Annotated in this window: 29 protein-coding genes and 4 pseudogenes; 18 read left to right on the forward strand and 15 right to left on the reverse strand. The window is 61.8% G+C overall.

The features are described from left to right. Positions 1 to 303, forward strand: a 303-nt coding sequence (locus Q8K08_RS08730; protein ID WP_305249797.1) for a single-stranded DNA-binding protein, incomplete at its 5' end; no start/stop codon positions are given. 123 nt (positions 304 to 426) lie between these two features. After that, entirely contained in the window at positions 427 to 954 is a 528-nt protein-coding gene (locus tag Q8K08_RS08735) for a hypothetical protein (protein WP_304804558.1), read from the forward strand. A 192-nt stretch (positions 955 to 1,146) separates the two neighbouring features. Here Q8K08_RS08735 and Q8K08_RS08740 read toward each other — a convergent pair whose 3' ends face one another. The 3 genes from Q8K08_RS08740 to Q8K08_RS08750 all read right to left on the reverse strand — a co-directional run bounded on the left by Q8K08_RS08740 (position 1,147) and on the right by Q8K08_RS08750 (position 2,920). Next, positions 1,147 to 1,797, reverse strand: coding sequence for a transmembrane anchor protein (locus Q8K08_RS08740; protein ID WP_304804556.1), 651 nt, complete (start codon positions 1,795 to 1,797; stop codon positions 1,147 to 1,149). An 11-nt stretch (positions 1,798 to 1,808) separates the two neighbouring features. Beyond that, positions 1,809 to 2,492: a HupE/UreJ family protein gene (locus tag Q8K08_RS08745; protein WP_304804574.1), complete on the reverse strand. Its 684-nt coding sequence runs from the start codon at positions 2,490 to 2,492 to the stop codon at positions 1,809 to 1,811. Positions 2,493 to 2,581: 89 nt separating this feature from the next. After that, a complete protein-coding gene (locus tag Q8K08_RS08750; RefSeq protein WP_304804554.1) occupies positions 2,582 to 2,920 on the reverse strand; it encodes a hypothetical protein in 339 nt (112 codons plus the stop codon). Between the two features lie 78 nt (positions 2,921 to 2,998). Between Q8K08_RS08750 and Q8K08_RS08755 the strand changes: the two genes are divergently transcribed. From Q8K08_RS08755 to Q8K08_RS08765, 3 genes are read left to right on the forward strand one after another with little or no spacing between them, the layout of a single operon-like run. After that, positions 2,999 to 3,256: a metal-sensing transcriptional repressor gene (locus Q8K08_RS08755; protein WP_304804551.1), complete on the forward strand. Its 258-nt coding sequence runs from the start codon at positions 2,999 to 3,001 to the stop codon at positions 3,254 to 3,256. Then, a complete protein-coding gene (locus Q8K08_RS08760; protein WP_304804547.1) occupies positions 3,257 to 4,564 on the forward strand; it encodes an MFS transporter in 1,308 nt (435 codons plus the stop codon). Between the two features lie 2 nt (positions 4,565 to 4,566). Then, complete coding sequence (locus Q8K08_RS08765) at positions 4,567 to 4,995, forward strand: YqaA family protein (protein ID WP_304804543.1); 429 nt, start codon at positions 4,567 to 4,569, stop codon at positions 4,993 to 4,995. Here Q8K08_RS08765 and Q8K08_RS08770 read toward each other — a convergent pair. After that, a complete protein-coding gene (locus Q8K08_RS08770; protein ID WP_304804541.1) occupies positions 4,956 to 5,903 on the reverse strand; it encodes a sterol desaturase family protein in 948 nt (315 codons plus the stop codon). The genes Q8K08_RS08765 and Q8K08_RS08770 overlap by 40 nt on opposite strands. Positions 5,904 to 6,017: 114 nt before the next feature. Here Q8K08_RS08770 and Q8K08_RS08775 point away from each other — a divergent pair, with 114 nt between their 5' ends. Both Q8K08_RS08775 and Q8K08_RS08780 read left to right on the forward strand, forming a co-directional pair. Next, a complete protein-coding gene (locus tag Q8K08_RS08775; protein ID WP_304804536.1) occupies positions 6,018 to 6,581 on the forward strand; it encodes a TetR/AcrR family transcriptional regulator in 564 nt (187 codons plus the stop codon). After that, positions 6,578 to 7,303: a hypothetical protein gene (locus tag Q8K08_RS08780; RefSeq protein ID WP_305249799.1), complete on the forward strand. Its 726-nt coding sequence runs from the start codon at positions 6,578 to 6,580 to the stop codon at positions 7,301 to 7,303. The genes Q8K08_RS08775 and Q8K08_RS08780 overlap by 4 nt, the downstream gene beginning before the upstream one ends. Before the next feature lie 4 nt (positions 7,304 to 7,307). On the opposite strand, the gene Q8K08_RS08785 is transcribed toward Q8K08_RS08780, so the two are convergent. The 6 genes from Q8K08_RS08785 to Q8K08_RS08810 are packed head-to-tail and all read right to left on the reverse strand — an operon-like array spanning position 7,308 to position 13,411. Beyond that, a complete protein-coding gene (locus tag Q8K08_RS08785; RefSeq protein WP_304804532.1) occupies positions 7,308 to 8,036 on the reverse strand; it encodes a UTRA domain-containing protein in 729 nt (242 codons plus the stop codon). Between the two features lie 3 nt (positions 8,037 to 8,039). After that, entirely contained in the window at positions 8,040 to 9,011 is a 972-nt protein-coding gene (locus tag Q8K08_RS08790; protein ID WP_304804530.1) for an oligopeptide/dipeptide ABC transporter ATP-binding protein, read from the reverse strand. Then, positions 9,004 to 10,011, reverse strand: coding sequence for an ABC transporter ATP-binding protein (locus Q8K08_RS08795; RefSeq protein ID WP_304804525.1), 1,008 nt, complete (start codon positions 10,009 to 10,011; stop codon positions 9,004 to 9,006). Before Q8K08_RS08795 ends, Q8K08_RS08790 begins: the two co-directional genes overlap by 8 nt. After that, complete coding sequence (locus tag Q8K08_RS08800; protein WP_304804523.1) at positions 10,008 to 10,901, reverse strand: ABC transporter permease; 894 nt, start codon at positions 10,899 to 10,901, stop codon at positions 10,008 to 10,010. Before Q8K08_RS08800 ends, Q8K08_RS08795 begins: the two co-directional genes overlap by 4 nt. Continuing rightward, the gene (locus Q8K08_RS08805) at positions 10,898 to 11,839 is read right to left on the reverse strand and encodes an ABC transporter permease (protein ID WP_304804520.1); all 942 of its coding nucleotides are present in this window, start codon (positions 11,837 to 11,839) and stop codon (positions 10,898 to 10,900) included. The genes Q8K08_RS08800 and Q8K08_RS08805 overlap by 4 nt, the downstream gene beginning before the upstream one ends. A 24-nt stretch (positions 11,840 to 11,863) precedes the next feature. Continuing rightward, complete coding sequence (locus Q8K08_RS08810) at positions 11,864 to 13,411, reverse strand: ABC transporter substrate-binding protein (protein ID WP_304804518.1); 1,548 nt, start codon at positions 13,409 to 13,411, stop codon at positions 11,864 to 11,866. Positions 13,412 to 13,786: 375 nt separating this feature from the next. Between Q8K08_RS08810 and Q8K08_RS08815 the strand changes: the two genes are divergently transcribed. The 6 genes and pseudogenes from Q8K08_RS08815 to Q8K08_RS21970 all read left to right on the forward strand — a co-directional run. Next, positions 13,787 to 13,918 carry a hypothetical protein gene (locus tag Q8K08_RS08815; protein WP_305249800.1) on the forward strand — a complete coding sequence of 44 codons (132 nt, stop codon included), beginning with the start codon at positions 13,787 to 13,789 and terminating at the stop codon, positions 13,916 to 13,918. Beyond that, complete coding sequence (locus Q8K08_RS08820) at positions 13,919 to 14,986, forward strand: DUF932 domain-containing protein (RefSeq protein ID WP_305249816.1); 1,068 nt, start codon at positions 13,919 to 13,921, stop codon at positions 14,984 to 14,986. It begins immediately after the preceding gene. Between the two features lie 122 nt (positions 14,987 to 15,108). Beyond that, positions 15,109 to 15,549 (forward strand): RadC family protein, encoded by a 441-nt coding sequence (locus tag Q8K08_RS08825; RefSeq protein ID WP_305249801.1) that lies wholly within the window; start codon positions 15,109 to 15,111, stop codon positions 15,547 to 15,549. A 113-nt stretch (positions 15,550 to 15,662) separates the two neighbouring features. Beyond that, positions 15,663 to 16,181: a DNA repair protein RadC gene (locus tag Q8K08_RS08830; RefSeq protein ID WP_305249802.1), complete on the forward strand. Its 519-nt coding sequence runs from the start codon at positions 15,663 to 15,665 to the stop codon at positions 16,179 to 16,181. 100 nt (positions 16,182 to 16,281) lie between these two features. After that, positions 16,282 to 16,773: a DUF6878 family protein gene (locus Q8K08_RS08835; RefSeq protein ID WP_305249804.1), complete on the forward strand. Its 492-nt coding sequence runs from the start codon at positions 16,282 to 16,284 to the stop codon at positions 16,771 to 16,773. A 10-nt stretch (positions 16,774 to 16,783) separates the two neighbouring features. Beyond that, positions 16,784 to 16,873: pseudogene (locus tag Q8K08_RS21970) on the forward strand (hypothetical protein); the annotation flags it as partial. A gap of 148 nt (positions 16,874 to 17,021) precedes the next feature. Here the strand turns inward: Q8K08_RS21970 and Q8K08_RS08845 are convergent. Together Q8K08_RS08845 and Q8K08_RS08850 are read right to left on the reverse strand one after the other, a co-directional pair. Further along, on the reverse strand, positions 17,022 to 19,052 hold the full coding sequence (locus tag Q8K08_RS08845; protein WP_305249805.1) for a tyrosine-type recombinase/integrase: 2,031 nt from the start codon (positions 19,050 to 19,052) through the stop codon (positions 17,022 to 17,024). Further along, a complete protein-coding gene (locus Q8K08_RS08850) occupies positions 19,049 to 20,341 on the reverse strand; it encodes a tyrosine-type recombinase/integrase (RefSeq protein ID WP_305249806.1) in 1,293 nt (430 codons plus the stop codon). Before Q8K08_RS08850 ends, Q8K08_RS08845 begins: the two co-directional genes overlap by 4 nt. Here Q8K08_RS08850 and Q8K08_RS08855 point away from each other — a divergent pair. The 4 genes and pseudogenes from Q8K08_RS08855 to Q8K08_RS08870 form a co-directional block, all read left to right on the forward strand. Beyond that, positions 20,288 to 20,578 (forward strand): annotated as a pseudogene (locus Q8K08_RS08855) (hypothetical protein); the annotation flags it as partial. The gene Q8K08_RS08850 and the pseudogene Q8K08_RS08855 overlap by 54 nt on opposite strands. Positions 20,579 to 20,633: 55 nt before the next feature. Beyond that, entirely contained in the window at positions 20,634 to 20,774 is a 141-nt protein-coding gene (locus tag Q8K08_RS08860) for a hypothetical protein (RefSeq protein WP_305249807.1), read from the forward strand. A 73-nt stretch (positions 20,775 to 20,847) separates the two neighbouring features. Continuing rightward, entirely contained in the window at positions 20,848 to 21,270 is a 423-nt protein-coding gene (locus Q8K08_RS08865; protein ID WP_305249808.1) for a hypothetical protein, read from the forward strand. Continuing rightward, positions 21,263 to 21,523: pseudogene (locus Q8K08_RS08870) on the forward strand (hypothetical protein); the annotation flags it as partial. The gene Q8K08_RS08865 and the pseudogene Q8K08_RS08870, both read left to right, overlap by 8 nt. A gap of 91 nt (positions 21,524 to 21,614) precedes the next feature. Here Q8K08_RS08870 and Q8K08_RS08875 read toward each other — a convergent pair. From Q8K08_RS08875 to Q8K08_RS08885, 3 genes are read right to left on the reverse strand one after another with little or no spacing between them, the layout of a single operon-like run. Then, positions 21,615 to 22,622, reverse strand: coding sequence for a tyrosine-type recombinase/integrase (locus tag Q8K08_RS08875; protein ID WP_305249809.1), 1,008 nt, complete (start codon positions 22,620 to 22,622; stop codon positions 21,615 to 21,617). After that, positions 22,619 to 23,536, reverse strand: a complete 918-nt coding sequence (locus Q8K08_RS08880; RefSeq protein ID WP_305249810.1) for a tyrosine-type recombinase/integrase — start codon at positions 23,534 to 23,536, stop codon at positions 22,619 to 22,621. Before Q8K08_RS08880 ends, Q8K08_RS08875 begins: the two co-directional genes overlap by 4 nt. Further along, positions 23,530 to 24,756, reverse strand: coding sequence for a site-specific integrase (locus Q8K08_RS08885; RefSeq protein ID WP_305249811.1), 1,227 nt, complete (start codon positions 24,754 to 24,756; stop codon positions 23,530 to 23,532). Before Q8K08_RS08885 ends, Q8K08_RS08880 begins: the two co-directional genes overlap by 7 nt. A 196-nt stretch (positions 24,757 to 24,952) precedes the next feature. Between Q8K08_RS08885 and Q8K08_RS08890 the strand changes: the two are divergent. Next, positions 24,953 to 25,345 (forward strand): annotated as a pseudogene (locus tag Q8K08_RS08890) (antitoxin of toxin-antitoxin stability system); the annotation flags it as partial. Positions 25,346 to 25,351: the final 6 nt, after the last annotated feature.

Below are 25,351 nucleotides of genomic sequence, written 5' to 3' on the forward strand. Positions count from 1 at the left end.
CGGCCGCGCCTCTCGGAAGGTCGCGTGATCCGCGACGAGAACGGCTACCGGGTCATGGACACGGAATGGCACCGCATCACCTGCTTCAACGGCCTCGGCAAGACGGTCGCGGAGCACTGCGAAAAGGGCATGAAGGTCCTCGTCCACGGTCGCATCCACTACACCAAGTGGACCGACGCAACCGGCACCGACCGCTACGGCTGCGAGATCATCGCCGAGAAGGTCGACTTCCTGAGCCGTCCGAAGTCGGCCGAGAACGAAAACCCCGAGCTGGTCGACCGCGACGATGAGATCCCGTTCTGAAAAGAACGGGGTCTCCCCCTCGGGCCCGGCGGGGAAGCCCGCCGGGTTTGGCTTTGCCCAGCCAAGATGCGGCAAAGCCTATCGGGCAAAAGTCAGTAAAAGGCGTGACGGCCCCCACTCATCATGAAGGAAGCAAGAACGCGGCCATCGGACGGTTGGCAGCTTGCGAAGACGGGGCGCCATTGGGCGGGACGCTTCAATCGCTTTTGTGCTGCTTTCTGCCGTACGGGTGGCGTCAAACATCTGGTCCGCTCGATTTATTGCCGCTACGCTCTCCTCATGAAACCCGCAGACAAAGATCGGATTGCCGCCAGTCTGGCCAAACTTATGGCCGTGATGTGCGTGCGCAACACCGGATTGGAAGCGCTGCATGCGGGCATAGTTCCGGTCACCCGGACGGGCGACTATTCCGATGTCTTCGTTCTGGATGCTGATGGCCGCAAGATCCCTTGGGCAGAGATCTCGCACTTCGACGATGAACAGATGCGTTCCCTCATGCGCGAAATCGTCAATCGGCTCTACACGTTTCACGTCAGCTGCGATGATCCGGATTTTCTTGCACAGACGGAAAAATGGATGGCCGTAGCGGGGAAGTGGGATGAGCCGGAACTTGATCGCAAGTTTCTGGGGGCGATCAAATACGAGCCTTGAGGGAAGCAACGGTGTGTTCGTGTCGGCGTGTCCGATCGTTAGCCTTCAATCTTGTGGGGCCATGTGTTTTGATAATCACGTCGGCCGAACGCTTTCCCATTAAGCAAGCGCTGCTTCCTTGACCTCTACGCGGTAACAGCCCTTTTGAAGTAAGCAGGCGGAGGCACGAGAACTGCCTCCGCCATGGTTTGATCAATCGAAGCGCTTGATTTCGCTGTAGGCACCCGCGACGCGCAGCGTCACGCTGACGGGCGCGTCGCCGCGATTGCGCCAGAACCAGCCGTGGTTGCCGGTGAAGGCGGCGGTCAGTTCACCGGCTGCTTCAGCCACAGCCCGGCCCTTTTCATAGCTGATCTCATTACCCGACCCATCGCCGTGCAGGTCGAAGTTGATTTCGCCACCTTCGACCTTCCATTCAAACGGAGCGACGGCACCTTCTTCCATCACCAGCTTGATCTCGATCCCTTGACCGGGGTCCAGCGCAAAGGTGATCTCGTCTTTCCACTCTGGCGCGACGGCGGGAGCCTCCTGCGCATGGGCGGTGCCGACGAAGGCACCAAAGATCACGTCCATGAGGCTCGGCTGCAATGAGGACTGCGGCTCGACCTGGCCTTCCATCATCAGACGGTCGGCTTCTGCCTCCTCGGCAAGCTGCGACTTGATCTCGCCCATGTCAGTCAGGCCGAGGAGACCGCCTACTCCTGTCGGGTCGATCCCGTATTCCGACGGCCACACGACGGTGACCAGCAGAGCAGCTGCCACCCCGGCTGCAATGGCTGTGGAGCGCCAGAGTTGGCGCGCGGTCGGCAGATCATCGAGGTTGGGTTTCTGTGCATTGTGCATGATTTATCCTTTCAAGAGAGCGCGAGGCCCGTCAGTTGATAGAAAACAAGGAGGAAGCCCGCCGACATCATCACGACATTAGCGGTATAGGCCTGGCCCCAGAACCGGGGCGATCTGCGCCAGAAGCCCATCGCAATCAGGATGATTGACAGGGCAAGCAGCTGACCCAGTTCGACACCAATGTTGAAGGCGATCAGATTGCCCAGAAGGCCATCGGGCGCGATGTCATAGTCGAGGATTTTGGTCGCAAGGCCAAAGCCGTGCAGAAGGCCAAAGGCCAGTGTCGCCGCGCGGGTATCGGGTTGCATCCCGAACCAGCGCTGAAACGCACCTAGGTTGTCCAGTGCCTTATAGACCACCGAAAAGCCGATGATGGCGTCGATGACATAGCTGTTGATCTGGATGCCAAACCACACGCCGGTCAGCATGGTGATCGAATGGCCAAGTGCGAAGAGGCTGACGTAAAGGCCGATGTCCTTCATGCGGTAGAGGAAGAAGATCACGCCAAACAGGAACAAGATATGGTCGTATCCCGTCACCATGTGCTTGGCGCCGAGGTAGATGAACGGGATGGGCAGGAAGCCGGAAACCTCCTGCACGTAACCGGCGTCGCCTTCGGTTACGTTATGGGCCAATGCTGCACCGGCGATCAGTGTCGCGAGAGTCAGCGTGGCAAGGGTAATCCAGATGCGCATAGGCACCCGGGTGAGAAATATCATGATAGGGTCCTTGAGAGAAAAGGTCTGAGGAAGGCCGCGCGGAAGACGCAGGCCGGTTCAGGTCTTCAGACCGTTTCCCGCGGCGGGCGCCTGGGTCCATCCCGGATCGCGCCCGACAAAACCGGCAGATCGTCAAATTCGGCGGCCGTCCGCAAGTCGAAGATCTCGGTGTCCTGCCCAGCCAGAATGACGGACCAGGCATGATCGTGGTCCGTGCCGTCGTGGTGTTGGTGGCTGTCGGCCTGCCAGACCTCGCCCTTTTCTGCGTGCCAAGCGGCATGATCCGCCTCGGCGGCCAAGGTGCCAGGGCCGTGGGTCAGCGCATCCATCACCGGGGCAGACCCCAGTGACAGCAGCAGCAACAACGCCGCCAGCGCTCGCATGACCCAGTTAAACCCGCCCATCTGCTCCTCGGCGCAACCCTGTTCGCAGGGCCGTTCTTGTTTCTTGCGTTATCCCCCCATGGGGGATAGGCGTTACATATGTCAGAACCCCATGCACATGCAAGCCACCCTGCTATCGCCACCCGGCTGAAACGCGCCGAGGGGCACTTGCGCCGCGTCATCGCGATGATCGAGGAAGGCCGGTCCTGCCTTGACCTTGCCACGCAGTTACACGCCGTCGAGCGTGCTGTGGCAGAGGCGAAACGGGCGCTGATCCATGATCACATCGACCATTGCGTGACGGCAGAGGGTGCGCACGACCTGACCGAAATCAAATCCCTGACGAAGCTGCTGTAAATGCTGAAGACCCTGCGCAACCCGACTTTCCGCCATCTGTTCGCGGCACAGCTTGTGGCCTTGATTGGCACTGGCCTTGCCACCGTGGCGCTTGGGCTCCTGGCCTGGAAGCTGGCCGGTGACAACGCGGGTGCTGTGCTTGGCACGGCCTTGGCCATCAAGATGGTGGCCTATGTCACCTTGGCCCCGGTGGCCGCCGCCGTTGCGGAACGTCTGCCACGCCGGGCCTTTCTGGTGGCGCTGGACCTGATCCGCGCAGTTGTCATCGCCTGCCTGCCGTTCGTTGATCAAGTCTGGCAGATTTATGTGCTGATCTTCTTTCTTCAGGCAGCATCGGCCGGGTTCACACCGGCGTTTCAGGCTGTCATCCCCGATGTCCTGAAGGACGAGGATGATTACACCAATGCCCTGTCGCTGTTGCGCTTGGCAGAAGATCTGGAACAACTCGCCTCACCGATGATTGCCGCGGCGTTGCTGACCGTCGTCAGCTTTCCGGTCCTGTTTGTGGGCACCGTGGTTGGGTTTGTCGTATCGGCCCTGCTGGTGGTCACAGCCCGTCTGCCGGATCGGGTGCGTGGCGAGAACAGCCATTTCTGGGCCGATGTGACCAAGGGCATCCGCATCTATACCCGAACGCCCCGCCTGCGCGGGTTGATGGTGATGGAGGCCGCCGTGGCAGCAGCGGGGGCGATGGTCTATGTCAACACCGTGGTTCTGGTCCAGGCGCGCTTGGGTTTGGGTGAGGAGTCAGTAGCGCTGGCCTTTGCGGGCTTTGGGGCCGGGTCGATGCTGGCGGCCTTCCTTTTGCCGCGCATCCTTGATCGGTTGGCCGACCGCCCGGTGATGATCGGCGGGGCCGCATTGATGGTCGCGGGCGTTGCTTTGGTGCCGCTGGTCGGCAGCCTGATCACCCTGATCGCCCTTTGGGCCATCATTGGGTTCGGGTTTTCCCTGACGCAAACCCCCATTGGCCGGATCATCAACCGCTCTACCCGTGAAGCAGACCGTGGCGCTGTGTTCGCCGCGCAGTTCGCGCTGTCGCATGCCTGTTGGCTTGTAACCTATCCGCTCGCAGGGTGGGTCGGCGCGGGGGCGGGACTGACTGCAGCGGCGCTCGTCCTTGCAGGCATCGGGGCATTTGGCCTTTTTGCCGTAATGCGCATCTGGCCGGCGCAGGATGCCAGCGAGTTGGCGCACGACCATCCGGACTTGCCCCCTGATCACCCGCATTTGGCCGAACACGGGGCCCGTCATGCCCATGCTTACGTCATCGACGACCTGCACCGCCGCTGGCCCCGCGCGGCCTGAGAATGTTCGCGCTTGTCGGCCTGTTTCTGGCGGCCTTTGCGGCGGCGACACTGATCCCTGCGCAGTCTGAGGCGGTGTTGGTTGCGATGATCCTTTCTGCAAGTCATCCGATCTGGCTACTTCTGACCATAGCAACCTTTGGCAATGTCCTCGGCTCCGCCATAAATTGGGCAATGGGGCGGTTTCTGATCCGATTTGCCGACCGCCGCTGGTTTCCGTTTTCCCAAGCGCAGATGGGCAAGGCCACGGGTTGGTATTCTCGTTGGGGTCACTGGAGCCTGCTGGCATCCTGGGTTCCGGTGATCGGCGACCCACTGACCCTGGTTGCAGGCGTCCTTCGCGAACCATTCTGGCGGTTCGCGCTGATTGTCACCCTTGCCAAAGGCGGCCGTTATCTGGTGCTGGCCTGGGTCACGCTGGCCCTGTCCTGATCAGCCCGGCGCCGGAACGGCAAAGCCATCACCGCGAAGAACCGCTCATAGGGCGGCAACCCGGTCGCAGCGCTGACACCCAAAGCCTCGGGCAGCACGCCGGGGCGATAGACAAAAGTGCCGAACAGAATGTCATAGACCATCAGTGTCGCGCCGTAGTTCTTTGCCTCATTCACATCGGCCGAGTGGTGATAGCGGTGGGTTTCGGTGCCCGAGAAGATGTAGGACATCCAGCCCATCCGCACATCGACGTTGAAATGGCTGATCAGCCCATGAAGCCCATTGATCATGGAAAAGATCGCCACTGCTTGCGCCGTGTAGCCCATCGCCCACAAGGGCAGGATGATCGCAAAGCCCTGAATGAACACCGCGTTCACCGGATGGAACACGGCATGCATGATCAGATAGAGCCGCGGCGGCAGGTGATGGGCGGCATGGGCAAGCCACAGGAACCGGCCCAGCGGCCCGCCCATCTCGTGCATGGCGCGGTGAATGGCATAGTTGACCGCCTCAAAGATCAGCAGGGCCGCGACAACCTGCGCCCACAGGGGCCAGCCGGTCGCGGGCCCCGGATGATCCCCCGCCGTGGTGATCGCAAACCACGCCAGCCCCGCCGAAATCGCCGCCCCGAAGGCCCCGTTCGTCACCACGAACTTGAGGTCGGCAAGAAACGAGCCCCAGGTCATCGCCCAGCGTTTTTGATAGGGCAGCATGATCTCGATCAGCAGGTAAACCGGCACCAGAAACCCCACCGACTTCGCCCAGATCGAGGCGGGGCCTTCGGTGCTGTTCAGGATGCCTGCGATCCCCACCAGCAAGACCGCCCATGAGGCCGGGTAAAGTCCCCACCGCACAAGGCTGCGCAAACGGGTCTCAAAAGGTACGGGGATTTGCAAATCTGTCGTCATTCTGAAAACTTCCTCTTGGCGGACATGTGTCCGATAGGGGATAGGTGTAGGATAATAAGCGCACCACGACAGACCCGCCCCGCGTTGCCTGCTATCAAACACAAGGCCCCGAACATGTCTGACATCACCCCAGATGACCGCCGCGCCCGCAGGTCCCGCCGCGCGTTGGCAGAGGCGCTTTGGCAGTTGATCCAACAGTCGGATTGGGCGGAAATATCGGTTCAGATGATCTGTGATCGGGCCGATGTGGCGCGGTCGACCTTCTACGCCCATTTCCAGACCAAGCAGGACCTGCTGGATGAGGTCTTTGCGGCGGGCGAGGCGGCCTTGGCCGATCAGGCACAAGATGGCGGACTGGATGGCACGCTTCTCTGGTTGGTCGAACATCTGGCAACCGGCGCCGCCTTCCACCGCCGCCTGCAAGGCTCACCCGCCGGGCACGCGATCATGACGCGCTTTCGCCGCCAGATGCGCGCCCGCTTTGCCGTTGGGCTGACCGCCGAGGGCCATGCGGTCAGTCCGCAGGTGCTGGACTTTCTGACCGGCGGCGTCTTTGCGGTACTGGAAAGCTGGATGCAGGGCGGCTGCCAAGAGGCCGCGCGACCGCTGGCGCAGGACCTGGCGCAGCACATGCGTCGCGGCTTTGTGGCCCCGAGGGCGGGGCAGTTTGTCAAATGATGGCCGTGCTGCTGTCAGAGATGTATCGGCTCTGGCACTGGTTAGCCGGCATTCAGCGCGAGATCCTGTCGGACGTGGCCTCAACCTTGCGGGCCTTTGCCGAGACCGGCGACTGGACTCTTCTTCTGGCCTTTGCCCCGTGGGCCGTGGTCTTTGGCGCGGCCCATGCGCTGACGCCCGGCCATTCCAAGACGGTGCTGGCACTGTGGCTGGCGGGAACAGGCGCGCGAAAAGGTGCAGCACTGCGTACCGCCTTTACGCTTGCCGCCACGCACATCGGACTTTCGGTTATGATCGTGCTGATTGCCCTGCCGGTCGTCAGCATGGCACGCGGCGAGGCCGGACGTGCCCCGGTGATTGAAGACATCAGCCGGACATTGCTTGGCCTGTCCGGCCTATGGCTAATCTGGCAGGGGCTGCGCGGGCAGGCTCATCGCCATGGCGAATGGTTCGGGGTGATGGCTGGTCTGATCCCTTGCCCGCTGACCTTGTTCGTGATGACCTTTGCAGCGGCCAAGGGCGTGACGCTGGCCGGCATCGGGTTTGCAGCAATGTCGATGGTGGGCGTGGCACTGGTTCTGGGGTCAGTCGCCCTTGCGGCCTCCGTTTTTGGACGGCAAGTCTTGGCCCTGTCTCGGGGAGCTGAAACAGTTTCGCGTCTGTTGCTGGTTGTGACGGGGCTTGGATTGGTGGTTGTGGCGGCGCTGGCACTTTCGGCCTGATGGGTCAGGCGGTCGGCCCGAACCGTGCCGTCAGATCGAAAGCGTCACCACGGAAAACCTGCTTTGCGATGGTCAGCGTTTCTGCGCCGCGCCAGGTGCGGCGTTCGACCAGCAGGCACGGCGCACCAGGGCCGATTTCCAGAACCTTTGCTGTCACTGGTTCTGCCGAAATCGCTGCGATCCGATGCTCTGCTTCGGTCCACGGTACATGGGCCACCAACCACGGACCGGGCGGTTGACTGGTGAAATCGGCGGATGCGGCAGTCGGGACGGCGTCGAGAAAGACATGGCGATCCTCGATGAGCACTGGGCTGTCATCAGCAAGATGCACAGATCTGATGAACCTGCTTTGCCCCAAATGATGCCCTTCGGCACCCAAGTGCACGCAACATGGCGGCCGCATCTCATCAAGGAGAGGACGGTAGCCATAGCGGGCGCCGCGTGCCTCGATATCGGCGCGAATGTCGGGAATGGTCAGCACGCCTGCGTGCATCCGGGGACGGGCCACGACGGTTCCGGCGCGGCGGTTGCGGCTGATCAGGCCGGTGGCGGCAAGCGACGCCATGGCCTTGTTCACCGTCATCCGCGAACAGCCGTAGCGCGCCATCAGTTCGGTTTCCGTGGGTAGGCGGTCGCCGGGCTTCCATTCCCCCGACAGGATGCGTGCCTCCACTTCGGCCCGGATGCGGGCATGAAGGGTCGCGGGGCGCGTGTCGGTGGCGTGATCGTGCATGGGTCAGATCATGGCATGAACGCTTGCGTCTGCAAGGTGGCAGGCCGCAGCGCCGCCATGTTGCACGGCCCGCAGGGCAGGCTCCGTCTCACGGCAGCGCGGTTCGACCACCGGACAACGTGTCGAAAACCGGCAGCCGGGCGGCGGGTTGCGCGGGCTGGGCGGGTCGCCTGCCAGCAGAATGCGCGGACGTGTCGCTTCGACGCGCGGATCGGGCGAGGGGACGGCGGACAGCAGCGCCTGCGAATAGGGGTGGGCGGGGTCGGTGAACAATGGTTTCGCGGCCCCCTCCTCGGCCACGCGGCCCAGATACATCACGGTGACCGCCGAACACACCTCGCGCACGATGGCCAGGTCATGTGCGACGATGACGATGGTCAGGCCCAGCTGTGCCTGCAGACGGGCGAACAGGTTGACGATCTGTGCCCGCACCGACACGTCCAACGCCGACAGCGGTTCGTCGCAGATCAGCACTTTCGGCGAGAGGGCGAGGGCGCGGGCGATGGAAACGCGCTGCCTTTGGCCGCCTGACAGCGACCGGGGCAAACGGTCCAGCACCGTTGTGGGCAGAGCCACCAGATCAAGGAGTTCCGCCACCCGCGCCCGACGGGCTTTTGCGTCGCCCTTACCGTGTATTTGCAGAGGTTCCTCCAGCGTCTGTCCGACAGTCTGGCGGCGGCTCATGCTGCCCAGTGGGTCCTGGAAGATGAACTGCACTGCACGGGCAAAGCCCTTGCGGTCCGTGCGCGCCCATTCGGCACGGTCGCGGCCAAGGATCTGCACTTGCCCCACGGTCGCGCTTTGCAGCCCGATCAGCGCGCGGGCAAGCGTGGTCTTGCCACAGCCCGACTCTCCCACGATGCCATGGAACGCGCCTTGCGCCACGGTCAGGTCAACGCCGTCAACGGCGCGAACGAGGCCAGCGGCGGTCTGGAAATGGACCTTCAGTCCCTTGGCGACAATGGCGTCAGTCATGGGTCACGATCCCTTCGGCAGTGATGACAACCGGACAGGCCACGCGATGCGGCACCGCGCCAGTCCCCACCTTGACCAGCGGCGGGCGGTGGGTTCGGCACTGCGGCTGGACCAGTTCGCACCGGTCGGCAAAGCGGCAGCCCGCCTCCAGTTGCGCCTGATTGGGTGGGATGCCGGGGATTTCCTTGGTCCCAGTAGCATTCTCGCTGCGGAAATCGGGGACCGAAGCGAGAAGCCCGCGCGTGTAGGGATGTAAAGGTGCTGTCAGCACGTCGATGGCGCTGCCTTCTTCGGCCACTTGCCCCGCGTACAGCACCGCTACCCGGTCGGCCAGCACCGACACCGCACCAATGTCATGGGTGATCAAGATTACCGCGATCCCGTCTTCCTTCTGGATCTGCCGGATCAGGGCGAGGATCTGCGCCTGCACCGTGGCATCCAGCGCGGTTGTCGGTTCATCCGCGATCAGCACGCGGGGGCGGGCGGCCAGTGCGAGTGCGATCATCGCGCGTTGCAGCATCCCGCCAGACAGTTCATGCGGATAGCGGTCATATCGGTCCTCGGGGTCGGGGATGCCGGAGCGGGCCAACAACGACACTGCTTCCTTCTTCGCCTCCTGCGCTGACAGCCCCGCATAGAGCTGTGCTTGGCGCGCCAGTTGCGGGCCGATCTTCAGCATCGGGTTCAGGGCAGACATCGGGTCTTGAAAGATCACGCCAAAGAAACCGCCGCGCATACGCGACAACTCGGCGGGCGACATTGACAGAATGTCCTTCCCATCCGCCCGCGCTGTGCCGCGCAAATCTACCGCCACGCCTTCCGGCAGAAGGCCCAACGGCCCCAGCGTCATCACCGTCTTGCCCGAGCCGCTTTCTCCCACAATCGCCAGTGTCTCGCCGGGTGCCACATGAAACCCCGCGCCATCGACGGCGCGAACGGAAACGGTGGGGGTGTAAAGGTCAATCACCAGACCTTCGACCTGATAGATTGGCGCGCTCATGCCTCCACCTCCTGCCGGGCGATTTCTTCGGCAGCGCGGGCGGCTTTCTTGCGGGCCAGCAACCGCCCCCGCACCGCGCGCGGCACCTTTTGCAGCGCAAAGGCCTCGCCCAGAAGGTTAAAGCTGACGACGACGGCGGTCAGCGCAAGGCCGGGAATGATGACCAATGCGGCGTTTTCCTCGATATAGGACATGCCGTCGACCAGCATCTGCCCCCATTCCGGGGTGGGGGGTGCTACACCGAGGCCAAGAAAGGACAAGGTGGCAATGGCGAGTACGAGAGCACCCGCATCGGCCGAGGCATAGACCACCACCAGCCCCAGCACATGTGGCAGGATGTGGCGGGTGAAGATCCAGATATGCGAAGCCCCCATCACGCGAGCCGCTTCGATGTAGGGTTGCTGCAATTCGGCCACCACGACGGCGCGGCTCATCCGGGCATAGTTCGCCCACCAGGCCAGTGTCAGGGCGACCACCATCTTCCAGTAGTCGCTCATCCAGTTGAAGTTCTCGCCCGAGAACACCCCCATCAGCGCCAGCGCGATCACCAGCGACGGCAGTGCCAGGGCAATGTCGATGACCGAGATCAGCACCAGTTCGGTCTTGCCGCCGACATAGCCCGCGAAAGACCCGATCACGACGCCGATGGCCAAGGCCGCCACCAGAACGAAGGCCATCGCCACAAGCGAGGTGCGCGCGCCGCCAATGATGCGGCTGAACATGTCGCGGCCCAGGTAGTCGGTGCCCAGCCAATGGTCCCAGGACGGCCCTTTCAGCAGCGCGCCATAATCCTGCGCGGCGGGGTCGTGGGTCATCAGCCAAGGTGAGAAAATGCCGATCAGAACAAAGATGAATGCGGGGGCAAGGATCGCCCAGGGCCAGTTTTTCATGCTTTCTTCGGCCTCCGCAAACGGGGGTCTGCCAGCATGGCCAGCAGGTCCACCAACAGGTTGATCGACACAAAGAACACCACGAACAGAGTCAGCGTCGCCTGCATCCCGATGAAGTCGCGGAACCGGATCGCCTCGATGAAAAAGGCACCGACGCCGTTCAGGCCGAAGACCCGTTCCACCACGATGGCCCCGATGATCATCAGGGTGAACTGAGCGCCGAAAGTGGTCATATAGGGAATGGCGATATTCGGCAGCGCCTCTCGCAGCAGAACCGCACGCCGCGTCAGGCCCTTGGCAAAGCCGGTGGTGGCAAAGGGCCGCGACATGGTGTCTTGCAGGTTCACCCGCACCACACGCGCCAGAACCGAAGCCGGGAACAGCGCAATGGTGATCCACGGCAACAGCCATGAGGTCAGGCCGGAGACACCGAATGTCGGCACCATCCCCAGCCAGACCGAAAAGACTATCACCAGCATGGCGGCGACGAAGAAGTTGGGGGTCGATGCCCCGATCAGCGCCATCCCATGCAGCAGGCGGTCGACAATCCCGCCATTCGACGCCGCTCCCGCAATGCCCATCGCCAACGACAGAACCAGCGCCAGCACGCCACCGCCAGTCAGCAGCGCCAGCGTCATCGGGATACGCTCGGCAAACTCCTCGGCCATCGGTTTGCCAGTGCGCAGGGACACCCCGAAATCCCCGGTCAGGGCATCGCCCAGCCAGCGGGCATAGCGCACCGGCAACGGGTCGTTCAGGCCCAGATCATCGGCGATCTTGGCGATCATCTCGCCATCGGCACCCGCGCCGGCCGCCCGCTCGGCGATCAGCGCGGCCACGTTTCCGGGGGCGGCGGTCACCAACCAGAAAGTCAGCGCCGTCGCCGCCAGCATCAGAAGGAGGGCAAGCACCACCCGCCGCATGAACATGCGTTGCATCGTAACAGTCCTCCTTGGGTCAGGTCAGCCCAGCGTGATGCCCTTGAACGGCAGGTCATAGTCCGTGGCAGGCAACGTGAAGCCCGCCACACGCGGATGCACGGCCCACAGGCGCTGTGTGACCACCAGCGGGCAGGCCGCCGTGTTGGTGCGCAGCCAGTCATAGACTGCCTGCATCGCACCCTCACGGGCATCGCCGCCGGTTTCCAGCGCGGTTGCAACCAGCGCATCCAGATCGGGGTGGACATAGATCTTGCCATCCGGCCCGGTATCGGACGCGGTCACGAACGACGCCCCCAGCGATCCATGCGGGTCATAAGGCGCGCCATAGGTGCCGAAGAATGTCAGGTCATAGTCGAACTTCGGGCGGCGGTCGTGCATTGTGGCGTTGTCCACCGTTTCGATGTTGGTTTTGACGCCGACTTCCATCAGCATGCCCTGGATCATTTCGGCAATGCGGCGTGACCCCGGAAAAGACTCCTCGGAGACGAGGAAGGCAATTTCCAGCGCCGTGCCATCCTTGGTCCAACCCGCCGCATCGCCCGCCCAGCCACCGGCGGTCAGCGCGGCCTGTGCGGCGGCCACATCGCGCGCCGGAACTGGGGTGCGGCTGCCTGCGGTCGGCACGGTTGCGGGGAAGATGTCCACGGTAGGATCGGCAAAGCCTTCGAACAGCACTGTTGCCACCGCTGCGCGGTCAATGCCAAGGAAGATCGCATCACGCACAGCCTTGTCCTGCATCATCGGCGACTGCGGCGAAAAGCCAAGGATCGTTGTCGCCGTGCCCGGCTCGGCCACAATGGTCATGCCTTCACCCGCCAGCGCCTGCGCGCGGCGGGGCGACAGAGCGGCTACCCAATCGCCACCAATCACATCCAACTCGCCAGCCCGCAGCGCGTTGGCGCGCGCCAGCTCGTCTGGCACCACCTTCAGTTCCATGCGCCCAAAGGCAGGCTTGTCGCCCCAATAGGCATCGTTGCGCACCAGCACGGTTTCGGTCGAGGAATAGCTTTCCACAATCCACGGGCCCGTGCCGATCGGCTGGCCAGCCGCCGCCTTGGGCGACAAAAACCGCACCGGGCGCACGATGATCAGTTCCAAGAGCGCCGCAGGCACAGGGCGCTTCAGCTTGACCGTGATCTTGTTCGGCGCGTCAATGACGATGCTGTCAAAGGCATCAGCGATCCCGATCCATGAGAAATCCGCCACGCCCATCCAGCGTTTCAGGTTCCATTCGGCGGCGGTTGCATCAAACGGCGTGCCGTCCGTGAAGCTGACGCCCTCGCGCAAATCAAAGCTGATCGACAGCCCATCCTCTGCAATTGTCCAGGCTGTCGCCAGACCCGGCTCGAGCGCGCCGCCGGGGCCATAGTGGATCAGCGCGTCAAAGACCGCCGAATAGGACGACAGCGTCGAGACGTTCTGCAACAGGTCCAGATCGCCGGTCTCGCCCGCGATGGCGACGCGCAGCGTATCCGCATGTCCGTCGGCAAAGGCGATCCGGGGCAGCACCGTAAGGAAGGACAGTCCTGCCGTTGTGGCAAGGAAAGAGCGGCGATCAAGTTTGAGCATGGCTTACCCCTGTTGGTTGGCTTTTGGCGAAGCCTAGCAGGGCGATCAATAATGTATAGATGAAATGTCGTGGGGGCCCTGCGACCTTGCGAGCTCTCTTCGAAGCCGCCTGTTTCCTTAGCGATTGATGAACATTTGCAAGCTTCCGCGCCAGCATGATCACAGAAGGTGTCGTTCCATTGAGTTCGCCTCTCAAATCATGGCGATTTTCGTCTGTATTGACGCAGCATTCAGCAACCGGCGAACCGTCCACCTCCGACCGCCCTGACTATGTCTTGGCCCAATCCGACTGAGAGTCAGAGCTGCGCTGGTTGCTTTCGTGACGGGTTGAGGGCTGGGAGAGTGGCTCCCGGCGCCTGTCGCGGGAGATTGCCGATGGGCGTTGTTGAAGTTCTGGATCCGGTCGCACCGGCGCGGGCTGGTGGCTGGAAGGTGGATGTGAGCCGGGGTGAGCGGAACGGGCGGGTTTCGTCCGAATGGTTCAACCGGCCCGATGACGAGCGGTAGCTGTCGCTCGATGATCTTTGGGCCAACGTTAAGGGCCGGTCCGAGCGCAGCCGCAGTCGCGTGGTGCAGACGGCTGACATCCGGGTCGAGGCCGCGCGCGACAATCCCGAGCGTCTGCACCTGGTCCTGCCGAAAGCCGAGGCACCCGTCGCGCCCACGCATTGGGCGTTCGGCCAGCTTGCCAGCATCGTGGGGGCGCCTGCCTCCTACCTGCGGCAGTTGCCCGCGCCGCTGGCGGGGATCAACCTACAATACGGCCTCGCCAACCACCGTGCTGAGCAAGTGAAGACCTTCGAGACGGAAGATGGTCGCACCGAACTGCGCGCGGTGACCGGCCCCGACTATGGCCGCATCCATGACCACGAACTGGTTGAAGCGGTGCAACGCATCGCGGGCAATGGCACCGGTGACACGCGCTGGAAGGTGCCGGGCGTGCTCGACTGGTCGACCGGGGTCTACAACCCCGATGTCGAAATCAGTCGCGACACGACCACGCTCTATGCCTCCGACCGCGATGTCTTCCTGTTCCTCGTCGACGATCACAACCCGATCGAGGCGGGCAGGCTGCCTGATGGCTCCCCCGATCTCTACTTCCGGGGCTTCTACTGCTGGAATTCCGAGGTGGGCGCCAAGACCCTCGGTATGGCGAGCTTCTACCTGCGAGCGGTGTGCCAGAACCGCAACCTCTGGGGCGTCGAGGATTTCCAGGAGATTACCATCCGCCACTCGAAATATGCCGCCTCTCGCTTCGCGCAGGAAGCGGCTCCGGCGCTGACGCGGTTTGCCAATTCCTCGCCGCAGGGCTTCGTGAACGGCATCAAGGCCGCGCGGCAGCAGATCGTAGCGCGGACGGATGTGGACCGCGATGATTTCCTGAGGAAGCGCGGCTTCTCGAAGACCGAGTCCGGCAAGATCATCGAGAAGGTGCTGATGGAAGAGGGCCGCCCGCCCGAAAGCATCTTCGACTTCGTTCAAGGCATCACGAGGCTTGCGCGCGACAAGACCCAGCAAGATGCCCGCCTCGACATGGAGGGCCGCGCCAAGAAGCTTCTCGACCGGGTCGGCTGAGGCCGCGCGTCATCCGCTTGACCGCCCAAGCCCGTTGGGCGGTCAGCTTTTCATAATTGCGCCGACGGCCCGCCCTTCGACAGGGCAGGGGCGTCGGTGTTTTCATTTTTCGGAGACTCCTCGTGACCCCGCAAGAAGAAACCGTCATCCTCGAGGCCCGCGAAATCCTCGGGCGCTATCTGAACCAAAACCCTGTCCTTGGCAGCTGGCAGGCTGTTCGCGATTATTGTGCGCTGACTGTGCGTGGCGAGGTGGAGCGCTTCCACGTCCTCTACCTCGACCGGCGCAATCGCGTCATCTCGGATGAGCAGCTTTCGATCGGAACCGTGGACCATGTCCCGGTCTATCCCCGCGAAATCATCAAGCGGGCGCTGATGCTGAACGCAAGCGCCCTCATCGTGGTCCACAATCACCCCTCCGGTGATCCCACGCCATCGGAGGCGGATATCACCATGACGAAGGAAATCCAGAAGGGCTGCAAATATCTCGGCCTGACCTTGCATGACCACATCATCGTGGGTGGGGGCCAGGAACTTTCGCTGCGGGGCTTGGGCAAGATGTGACTCGCCCTTCGGATCAACACGTTCCGCCGCCCCTTCGAGGAAGAGGGCGGCGGTTTTGTCTTTGACGCTTGAGGCGGGGAGAGAGGCTTCCCGCACCGTCGGAGATATTTCCCATGTTCGACCTTCCCTTTCCGGCCCTATCGACCCCGTTTCCGGCTGGCGTCGTACCAGACATCGCGCAAGCCACTGCTGACCCTACGCTGCCCTTTGCCCTGACGACGCCCCATCGCAACCCCCCGGCTGCGATGTTGGGAGAGGCGCGTCCTCGAATCATCGGCCATTTCATGACGCTGGCCGAGGCCATGCGGGGCGCGATCAAAATGGCCGAAGAACTGGAGCCTGATGCCGGACCGCGCATGCTGGCGATCCTTGACCGCGATGAGCGTCTTGTCCTTGCCGGTGCCGCAGCGAATGGCGCTGTCGCTTGGTGCGCTCCTGTCATGACCGCGACGGAGGCTCGGGTCGTGGTTATGGAAGCAAGCCAGCTTCGGGCGCAGGCAAGCCGCGCCGCGGACTGGCAGGAAAGCGATCTCGCAACCCGCCTGCGGCAGCGTGCCGATCTCTTGGAGGCCCGCCTCGCCGATCCACTCTGGCGCGCCTTTGCTGCGCACGCCCTGCAGATCGCCGCATGACCCCAAAGAGGCAGAGGAGGGCAGGGGGCTTTTGTGAGCTTCGCCGGGGCAAGAGAGTGCCCGGCGGGCTCCGACCCTTCCCCCTTCTTCGGAGACCCCCATGACCCAGGTTGAACCCACCCTCCCCGCGCCGATGCCGCCGTCCACGATCGACTTCGCCGCAGTGTTCGCGGCGCAGGCCAAACAAGCCGCCCGCGAGGCCGAACTACGTCCGGCCAACAAGGATCGCCTGTTCGATGCCCTGATCGCCGCCGGCATTTCTCATGTCACGGTCACCTTTGATGGCGAGGGCGACAGCGGCCAGATCGAAAGTATTTCCGCCTGGGCGGGTGAGGTCGCTGTGGAGTTCCCTTCCATCGTAATCCCCTATGCCGCGATCACCTGGGACAACCCGGCGGTCGAGATGCGGCAGTTGTCGATTGCCGATGTCGTCGAGCAGCTTGCCTACGACTTGCTCGCCGACACCCATGGCGGCTGGGAGAACAATGACGGTGCCTATGGCGAGTTCTGTTTCGACGCCTCTGCCCGCTGCATCCATCTGGAGTTCAACGAACGGTTCACGTCGTCCGAACTCCACACCCATGATTTCTGAAGGGGCGGCAATGGCACATCCTTATCACCATGCCCTGTCTTCGGTGAAAAAATGGGGCGGCACCGTGGAGGACTATCAGGCCATCCACGCATGGTTAGATGTTATCTGGACAGGCAAGGCTTTTCTCGACCTGTCGGGTAGCGATAGTCCATAGGAGGGGCCCCGCCGTCCGCGCCGCGCGGATCAAAGCGCTGGCGGTGCGGACGGCGGGGAGGTTCCTGTGGTCTATCGCGGAGACGCTGCGGAACTCACGGTTCAGTCGGTTCATCCAGATCCACCAATAGGCGCTCGATGCGCGCCGCAATACCGATGTGCCGTTCGATCTCGCGCTGCCAGCCCCGTTCTCTGGCATCTGTCGCAAGTGTCAGTTCGAGCTTCCGTCTTTCTCGAAGCCTGCCAGCGTAGGCTTTGCTGGTCACGAATTTTGCGCAGCTGAGATAGAGGTCACATTCACATGGCCCCTCAGAGGGTAGGCGTAGACAGTGGCCAAGTTCCAGTTCTGTCTTGATAAAGTTTGATTTCAGCCAGTCGATTGCCGAGCACGATAATTTTCCCGCGCGTATTGCTTCGGCACCGGGACCAGCGATCATTTCACCGGGGCCAAGCACACTACGATAGTCACGTAGGACTTCGGCGTCGCTGATCCGTGCGTAGACCATGGACATGTGTGGCGTCTGATGCCCCAAGACGCTCATGATCGTGTGCAACTTGGCACCTCGTTCGGCGAGTTGCGTGCCCACAGTATGACGAAACCGATGGCTGGTAACTGTCGGCTTTCCATCTTGATCGACCAGTCCGGCGAGTCTGCACATCTGATTGAGGGGGTATTGCAGCAAATAGTCTGCCGACATCCGCCCGCTGCGGCGAAAGAAGACATAACGAACCAAGTCGCCGGTCTTGTCATCCCGGATCGGGCGGTCGTTGGCTTCGAGCCGACGCTGGATGACTTCGCGCAATACCGTTGCGGCGTCGTCATGCAAAGGCACAAGGCGTTCCCGCATAGTCTTTCCAGCGGGTATCCGCAGTCTGAAGGTCCCGTCGGGATACTGATCCAGGCAGTCCAAGCGGAGTCGAATGACCTCTCCCCGCCGTGCGCCAGACCAGCGGGCGATCAGCAGCGCCGCCCTCTGAAACTCACACTCGAGGCTCGGCAACTGCGCCATAAGGCGCGACAGCTGGTCCTCGGGAATAAACCTTGGCACGCGATGTGCCAACTTCGGCAGATCGTTCGGATCAAGAATGGGTCGGGTCGGAAAATTGGGCCAGTCCCATGCTGCGCCATCAGACAGGAACTTGGCAACTGTGCCCGCCCTTGCTCGACGAGCATTTATGGACAGCGGCGCGCCGGTGCGTGGTGCAATGTCGAACTGAAGGTGGCGAAGGTAGTCGTTGAAAAGCTCCGGATTGATGTCAGCAAAGTTCAAAATGCTGGGCTGTCGCGTAGACAAGTAAGTCACAAAATGCCTCATCGAAACGGCCATGTGATCTACGGTCGGGCGAGCAAGACTGACCCGCTTCCTCTCAAGCCAGCGGTTTGCCAATTCCTGCAGGTCTGGCCTCGGCGAAGCGATCGGCTTGCGTTTGTCCTGGATAATCTGAGGCCGGATGACATCGTTCCCGTTTTGGAAGAGGAGCAGCTGCAGAACGCGGGTTTTGACCCGCCAGCTGCGCTGAAAGCCTGCCGGGAAGTCTTCTTTCTCGTTTCGGAAGATATGAGTGTCGTGCCGTGCGGCGAAGGCGTCGACACCTGCGATCATTTCGTCAAGGTGATGTTGGCGAAGATCGCCAAAAGAGCGGACACCCGTGTGCATCGCAAGACGTGGCAAAACCACGCGGAGCGCTGCTTGCACGCCGGTTGCGGAATAGCCAATCTTCGCACTGTCCGCGACCAGTGCGTCGAGCCCTTCATAGGCGTTCAATGGCTCCATCGTCTCCGCCACGCGCATGTTTCCGACTGCGAACAGGAAATCGTAGTCCAACCGGATTCGGTCGGTCATGGCTGCGTAATAGAGATAGCTGCGTGCCCGAAAGCTGACCGGATAAGTCGGATGGGCCTGCTTGTCACCATTTAGGCAGCCAATTCTGATCGGCAGGGGGGCAGCGAACCAATCCCTGATATCCGGCCAACTCTCAATGAACATGGATCGGTATATCAACCGCTTGCGGCGAAAACTTTCAGCCATCGGGATGCGCGCCAGAAATGCCGCATAGTCAGCTTCGTCTGCGTGCTCAAATATGACAGGGCGGTCGACGGCCGATTTTGACGATACATGGGTCACAGAGCCTCTCCGTCCGTTGTTTGCGAAGGACGGTCCAGCCCTAAGGCGTGTCGATACTCTGCGACCACCACGGCGTCGGAAACCCTTGTGTAAATTCTTGTCGATTCCGGCGAGGCATGACCCAATCGCTTCTGTAATGTCAGTTCTCGCATCCCCGCCTCCCACATGCGCGTCGCATGGGTGTGGCGAAGGGCGTGCGGGGTCATCCACGGCTCTCGGATCTCGGCGCGATCACATGCGCGAGCAAAAAGTCGCGCCAGCGCAGAATAAGACAGCGGTTCTTGACGGTTTACGCCTGTGCCGCCGACCAGGAACACGAAAGGAACGTCAGCATCACCCGGTCGTTCGTGCATGACGTATGTGTTCAGGGTTTCCAGTGTCTCGCCATCATGCAAATCGACTACGCGCTCGACGCGGGACTTCGATCGTGCGCCCTTTGGATGATCATCGCGGCAGCGCACAAAGATGCGTCTGCGCCCGTAGCCTATATCGGCGAGATGCAACCCGAGAACTTCTCCGGGGCGCAGGCCTCCGTTCAGCATCAGCAATACCAGGCTGCGATCGCGGAGATTGCGCGTGGCGGCCAATAAACCTTCGACCTGTTGCTGATTCATCGGTCTTGGAAGCCGCTGCATGGTCTTCAGGCGCAATTCTCTGACCTCAGACCTCTGCCGTGAAATCCCAGTCAGAAACGGCCTATGCCTGTCGCTCACCCGCCAAGACGTTTGATCTTGCTTCTTCGCGATCGGGTTTGCCCCGCTGAACGCTCCGGTGAAAATCGCCCAGCGATAGAAGGCGTCGACCGCCACGAGGATGCGATTGATCGTTGCGGCTGAAAGGCCCTGCCGAACGGCAGCCCCCTCGCTCACCACCAGTCTGATCGAAGTATCCCGGCGCTTGCGGTTGGCGTTTACCGACCGGAGGTACTCGAGGAATGCGGCCGAGAGTTCGGGGGAGAAGGAGGTCCAGTGAATTCCTTGGGTTGAGAGAAAGGTCCAGAGATGAATGACGTCGCGTGCATAGGCGAGGGCGGTGTTCGGCGAATACGCCTTCGCCCCCAGATAGCCGACAAAACTGCAAATCGGGTCGACTGCGTTGCCGTCCATATCTGTCACAAGAATGGTCGCGCCACCGTCGGCGCTTCTCAGTTTAAACATCTGCGCCTCGGTGATTTTGCGGGTCGTGGCAGCCAGCATAGGGCAAAACGCCACCGTCGGCATGCTGTCCACATAAATGACAGCTCGAAAGCCCATTCTGCGGACTTTCGCCACAGAGCCATGTTTCATCATGCGGCGGGAATCTGGCTTTCCGAGACTGTCTTCGGGCCGACGATCACACTGTCGACCGGCAGGATCATTCCGACCCGTTGGGTGGGCGAGCAGCACGTCCGCGAGGATCTGGGGTTCATTCCGAGCTTCACCGACTGGGTCAAGGCGATCCGGCCAGAACCCTGGATGGGCCGCACTGAGAAGATCGAGGTGTTGGTTGATCCGCATCTTGCGCCACCCGTAGTGGAGGTCCGCTGACAAGAGCCGGGCATACCTCAATCTCGGCGTCTCGCCCGGGATCACGCCACTCGCGATGCTGCGCGTCTCCATCGGTCGCCTGCATCCCGACACGCTGGCCGTCCGCAGCTGGCGCGCGGCGCGCAAACGCTACTACCGCGAGCTCTTGCAGGCCCATGCAGAGGCTCAGGTTTGGGCGCACGCCGACTGCGCGTGATCAGCATTTTCTCGACCCGCATGTTCCAATCCGCCCGGCTCTCTGGCCGGGCTTTCTCATTTCTGGAGGCACCATGGCCGACTATTTCACCCACTTTTCCTGCGTCCTCGACGTGGGCTCGCCCGAAAAGGCTATAGCGGCGCTTGATCTCTTGACCCGCCTACATCTCGACGAGGAAGGATCGGACGATCCGGAATACTCGGGCTTTGCCATGACGCAACAGGACGGTCCCGAAAGCTCAATCCTCTGGTTCCATGACGATGAGGGGGAAGGCGATATCGAAGGCGTCATACGCTTCGTGCTGTGCCTAGCGGAAGAGATCGAGCTCACTGGTCTTTGGGGGTTCGAAGTCGCTTACACCTGTTCCCGGCCCCGATTGGACGCCTTCGGCGGTGGCGCGCATGTCATTGATCTCGGAAACCGGAAATCCATCGGCTGGACCAGCACGCATGAATGGCTTGAGGCCGCGTTGCGAGGGGAGGACTTCGATGCCTGAGGTCATCTGCACCACGGTTTATCAGTTCCCGGAACTGTCCGACGCCGCCAAGGAGAAGGCGCGCAGGTGGTATCGCGAACTCGGGCCCTATGACGATTGGTGGGATGCGGTCTACGAGGATTTCGAGCGGGTCTGTGAAATCCTCGGCATTCGTTTGAAGACCACGCCCGTCCGCCTGATGGGCGGCGGCATGCGGGCGAAACCCAGCATCTGGTTCTCCGGGTTCTGGAGCCAGGGCGATGGGGCCTGTTATGCCGAGCGACGGATTATGCGGAGCGGTCAGGTCATCACGCTGTAAACGCGAGGGATTTTCGACAATCCGCTCCGCATAATTCCGCACGGGTTCAGGTCAGCGTGTTTTTCCTTCCGGTCATCAGCATCGCAATCAACGCATCCGGAGCCTTGAACTTTCCGCGACGCAGCTCGGGCGGGATGACCGCCTCTACAGCCTCGAGCTTTTGGGCAGCATCAACGCGCAGATAGGTCTCGGTCGTTCGGATGTCCGCGTGTCCCAGCCAAAGCGCGACCTTTCGGATGTCGCGGGTCGCCTCCAGCATGATCACGGCGCAACTATGCCTGAGCTGGTGGGGCGACACTGAACGCCCCGCCAATGATGGACAGTGCTGAGAAGCTTTCACGACGTGTTTGTCGAGCACATACTCGAACCCGGATCGCGTCATCGCTCTCCCTTCGGCATTGACGAAGATCTCCGGTGCAGGCGCAAGCCCCCGCACGGCAAGCCAAGCCCGCAAGTCTGAAGCCGTCTGCTTCCAGAGCGGAAAGTGCCGATGCTTTCGCCCTTTTCCTCGAACCAGCAGGCTTGGAGTCTGGCCTAGAACCAGATCGGTCAAGGCAGCCCCTACGAGTTCCGACACGCGCAGCCCTCCCGCAAAACAAAGGTGCATCATGGCGCGATCCCTGGCACCCAAGCGCGTCGTGACATCGGGAGCATTCAGAACTGCCTGCACCTCGTCCTTGGACAGGTGCTGGACCAGCTTGCTCTCGCAACGTTTTGTCGGGATCGCCCGGATTTGCGCGACTTGAGCCAGGAGGGCTGGATACTGGTATTCAACGAACCGCATGAACGACTTGATGGCTGCGAGCCGTGCATTTCGCGAAGTGGCGCCATTTCCTCGATCAGTCTCGAGATGATCCAGAAAGGCCAGGATCAATGGTGCGTCCAGCTGCTCGATACTGAGCTGCGACGGGCTGGATCCGACACGCCTCGCCGCGAACTGGAACAGCAGTTTGAAGGCATGCGCATAGGTTTCGCTGCTGTGGGCGCTGAACCCGCGCTGCCGAGGCAGGTAATCCTGCATGAACTGCGTAATGACCGGCGCAAGGGCTGTCATGAGCCGCCCTCCGTCAAAAGTTCCTCGGCTGCGGCAGAGATTTCGGCCAGTAGCTCGGGCGTCCGATGCAGATACCAGTACGTGTACCGGAGGTTGGAATGCCCCATGTACGTCATCAGCGCGACAGCATTGCGCGCGATCGCTTCGCGCCCGGCCCCAGATTTTTCCAGCACCCGTGTCGCGAAGGTGTGGCGCAGATCGTGGATCCGAGGGCGCCTGGACCGACCGGGCGCAATCGCCGCGATGGCAAGGATTTCGTGGAACGCCCTTTGCGGGACAGAGTAATAGATTTTCCTCTTTCCTTCGGAAAGGAAGAGGTGATCGTCGCTGGCCGCGACGGCCAGCCTCAGCTCCATGTACCGGTCGAGAATGGGAGGCACGCTTGGGTGTAGCGGTACCATCCGGCTCTTGCCGAACTTGGTCTTTCGGATGTGCAAGATGCCATCCGGCAGAACATCATTCAGGGTCAGGTTCAAGGCCTCCGATATTCGTAGTCCGGTCGATGCGATCAGGCCAAACAGGACGGCATAGATTTCGCGCCGCACTGGAGAGCTTTCGTTCAGCTGCCTGATCCGAGATGCAACGATGAGCCTCGCCAATTCATCATCCGTGAAGATGTAAGGAATGAACTTGGTCCGATGCGCCTTGAAGATGCCTCCCGGCGGAATCTCATGTGCAGCGTCTTCTGCGTGCAGAAAGGTTGCCAAACGGATGACATCCGTGATGCGGCGATACCGAGTGTCTGGCGTCGACGCACTTTCAGCCCAGGCCACCGCTGTTGCCGTCCTGACGTGTCGCTCACCTCTGGCTTCGACGAACTGGCCGAACCAAGCCAAGTTCTTGGCCGTCTCCTTGAGCTTGAAGCCAAGCGACCTTCGCAATGCGATGTAGCGATTGATTTCCTCGATCAGCATGCAGCCTCCCCCGCCCAGGGCCGGGCAATTTCGCGGAGCAGAGCGAAGTCAACCTTCGCATATTGCATGGTAGTGGACAGCGAGCGGTGCCGGAGGACCGCTCCGACCCCTGCAAGATTGACTCCGTGCCGAAGCATCGCTGTCGCCGCCGAATGACGAAGCAGATGGGAACCGCGTCGACCACTCTGGATGCCCGCCCGGTCAAGAGCCGCCTGAACCAGGCAGTTCACAGCAAACCTCGACATCGGACGCATTGGATTTTGCGCTGTGACGAACACGCGCGGCGTGGCCAATGACGGCCGTCCCCTGTCCAGATAGGCCAGCAGGGCTTCGCCGACTTCTTGCGGAAGAGGCAGCCATTCTTCACGACGGGACTTGCCACCCCTGATGGCAATGCGACCGTTCCGCCAGTCGATGTGATCGAACTCAAGGTTTGCGACTTCGCTTGCGCGCAAGCCGAGTCGGACAAGGAACAGAATGACCGCGCGATCGCGCAGGCGGGCCTCGCCGCTGCAAGCAGCCACGATCCTCGTGATGTCAGCGTCGTTGAGGAAGTCTGGTACTGGTGCAAATTGCCAGCCCGCAAAATTCGGGATGGCCTGATCACGGCCGGCCGGGCAACGTCCAGTTGCGATCAGGAAACGCAGGAATGCGCGAGTGGCGGTCACCGTCATCCTTGCATGAGCAACGCCGTGCATGCCCGCGCGTCCCAGCACAAACTCCCTGATGGCATGGGCGCTATAAGCCTCAGGCGCGTCGCCAAGGACGCGGAACATGTGAACAAGGATGTTCTGATAGGTGTCGAGGCTGCTGTCCATCACCCCACGATTTCGGAGCATCCAATCCCGGAACTCGCCAAGGATCGGCCACCGATCACTCGGCGACGGCGGCTTCGGCAGTTGGTCGACAATACCCAGTTCTTCAAGAAAGCGAACGAAGAGGGCACCTGATCGCAATCGCATGGAGTAGTTCGGCATGGCCCTGAAGGCCGGTACGGATGCTGCGTAGCCGCTGTGGATGGTACTGAGATCATAGCCGGCGTCGTGTATCCAATCCGTCCAATGCCCCAAGTAGATGGTCAGCATCGAAATCGTTGTCTTGGTGTAATTCCGTCCCTGAAGCCAACGGACATAGCCCTCGAAGTAGGGACCGGCGAAATGAAGCCTTGAAAGCGTGAGATACCGCGGCGTGTTCCGCCTTTTCTTGGGGGTGCTGGACATTCGTTCTCCTGACATGGGTTCAATGCCGGAAAATGCCGGCGAACCACTTCTCGCCCAAAAGAACCCGCGAGGGCACAAGCCCGTCGTTATGCGGAGCGGATTGTCGAAAATCCCTCGCGTTTACAGCGTGATGACCTGACCGCTCCGCATAATCCGTCGCTCGGCATAAGACGCTTTATGCGGTGCTCTGCATAAGGCGTGTTTCGAGGGCTACTGGTCCCACGCCAGGGGCGCGGCCGCGCGCATCCGGGACTATGCCCCGACGGACGCGGCGCTGCATGGCATCGCCGACCGGCTGCAAGCCATCCAGCGGCGGAACTTCTACCAGCTCGCCGCTGAGGTCAGCCACCGTGGTCGCTACTACCACGAATATGCCATGTCCGTTGACGTCACGCGCGACAGCTCGATCTGGCAGCCGCCGACTGAGGATGCGGACGAAATTGTGACCGAAGCGCTGCGTGATCTCGCACGTTGGGTCTATCGCCAGCTTCAGGCCGAATACGACTATCTGACCTCAGACGAGGCCATCGAGGAGGGGATTATCGTCAACGAGTACACCTTCACCGAAGGCGGGCGGCGGTTTGGGTGAGAGTGC

This window comes from Pseudotabrizicola sp., assembly GCF_030684215.1.
GTDB lineage: Bacteria > Pseudomonadota > Alphaproteobacteria > Rhodobacterales > Rhodobacteraceae > Pseudotabrizicola.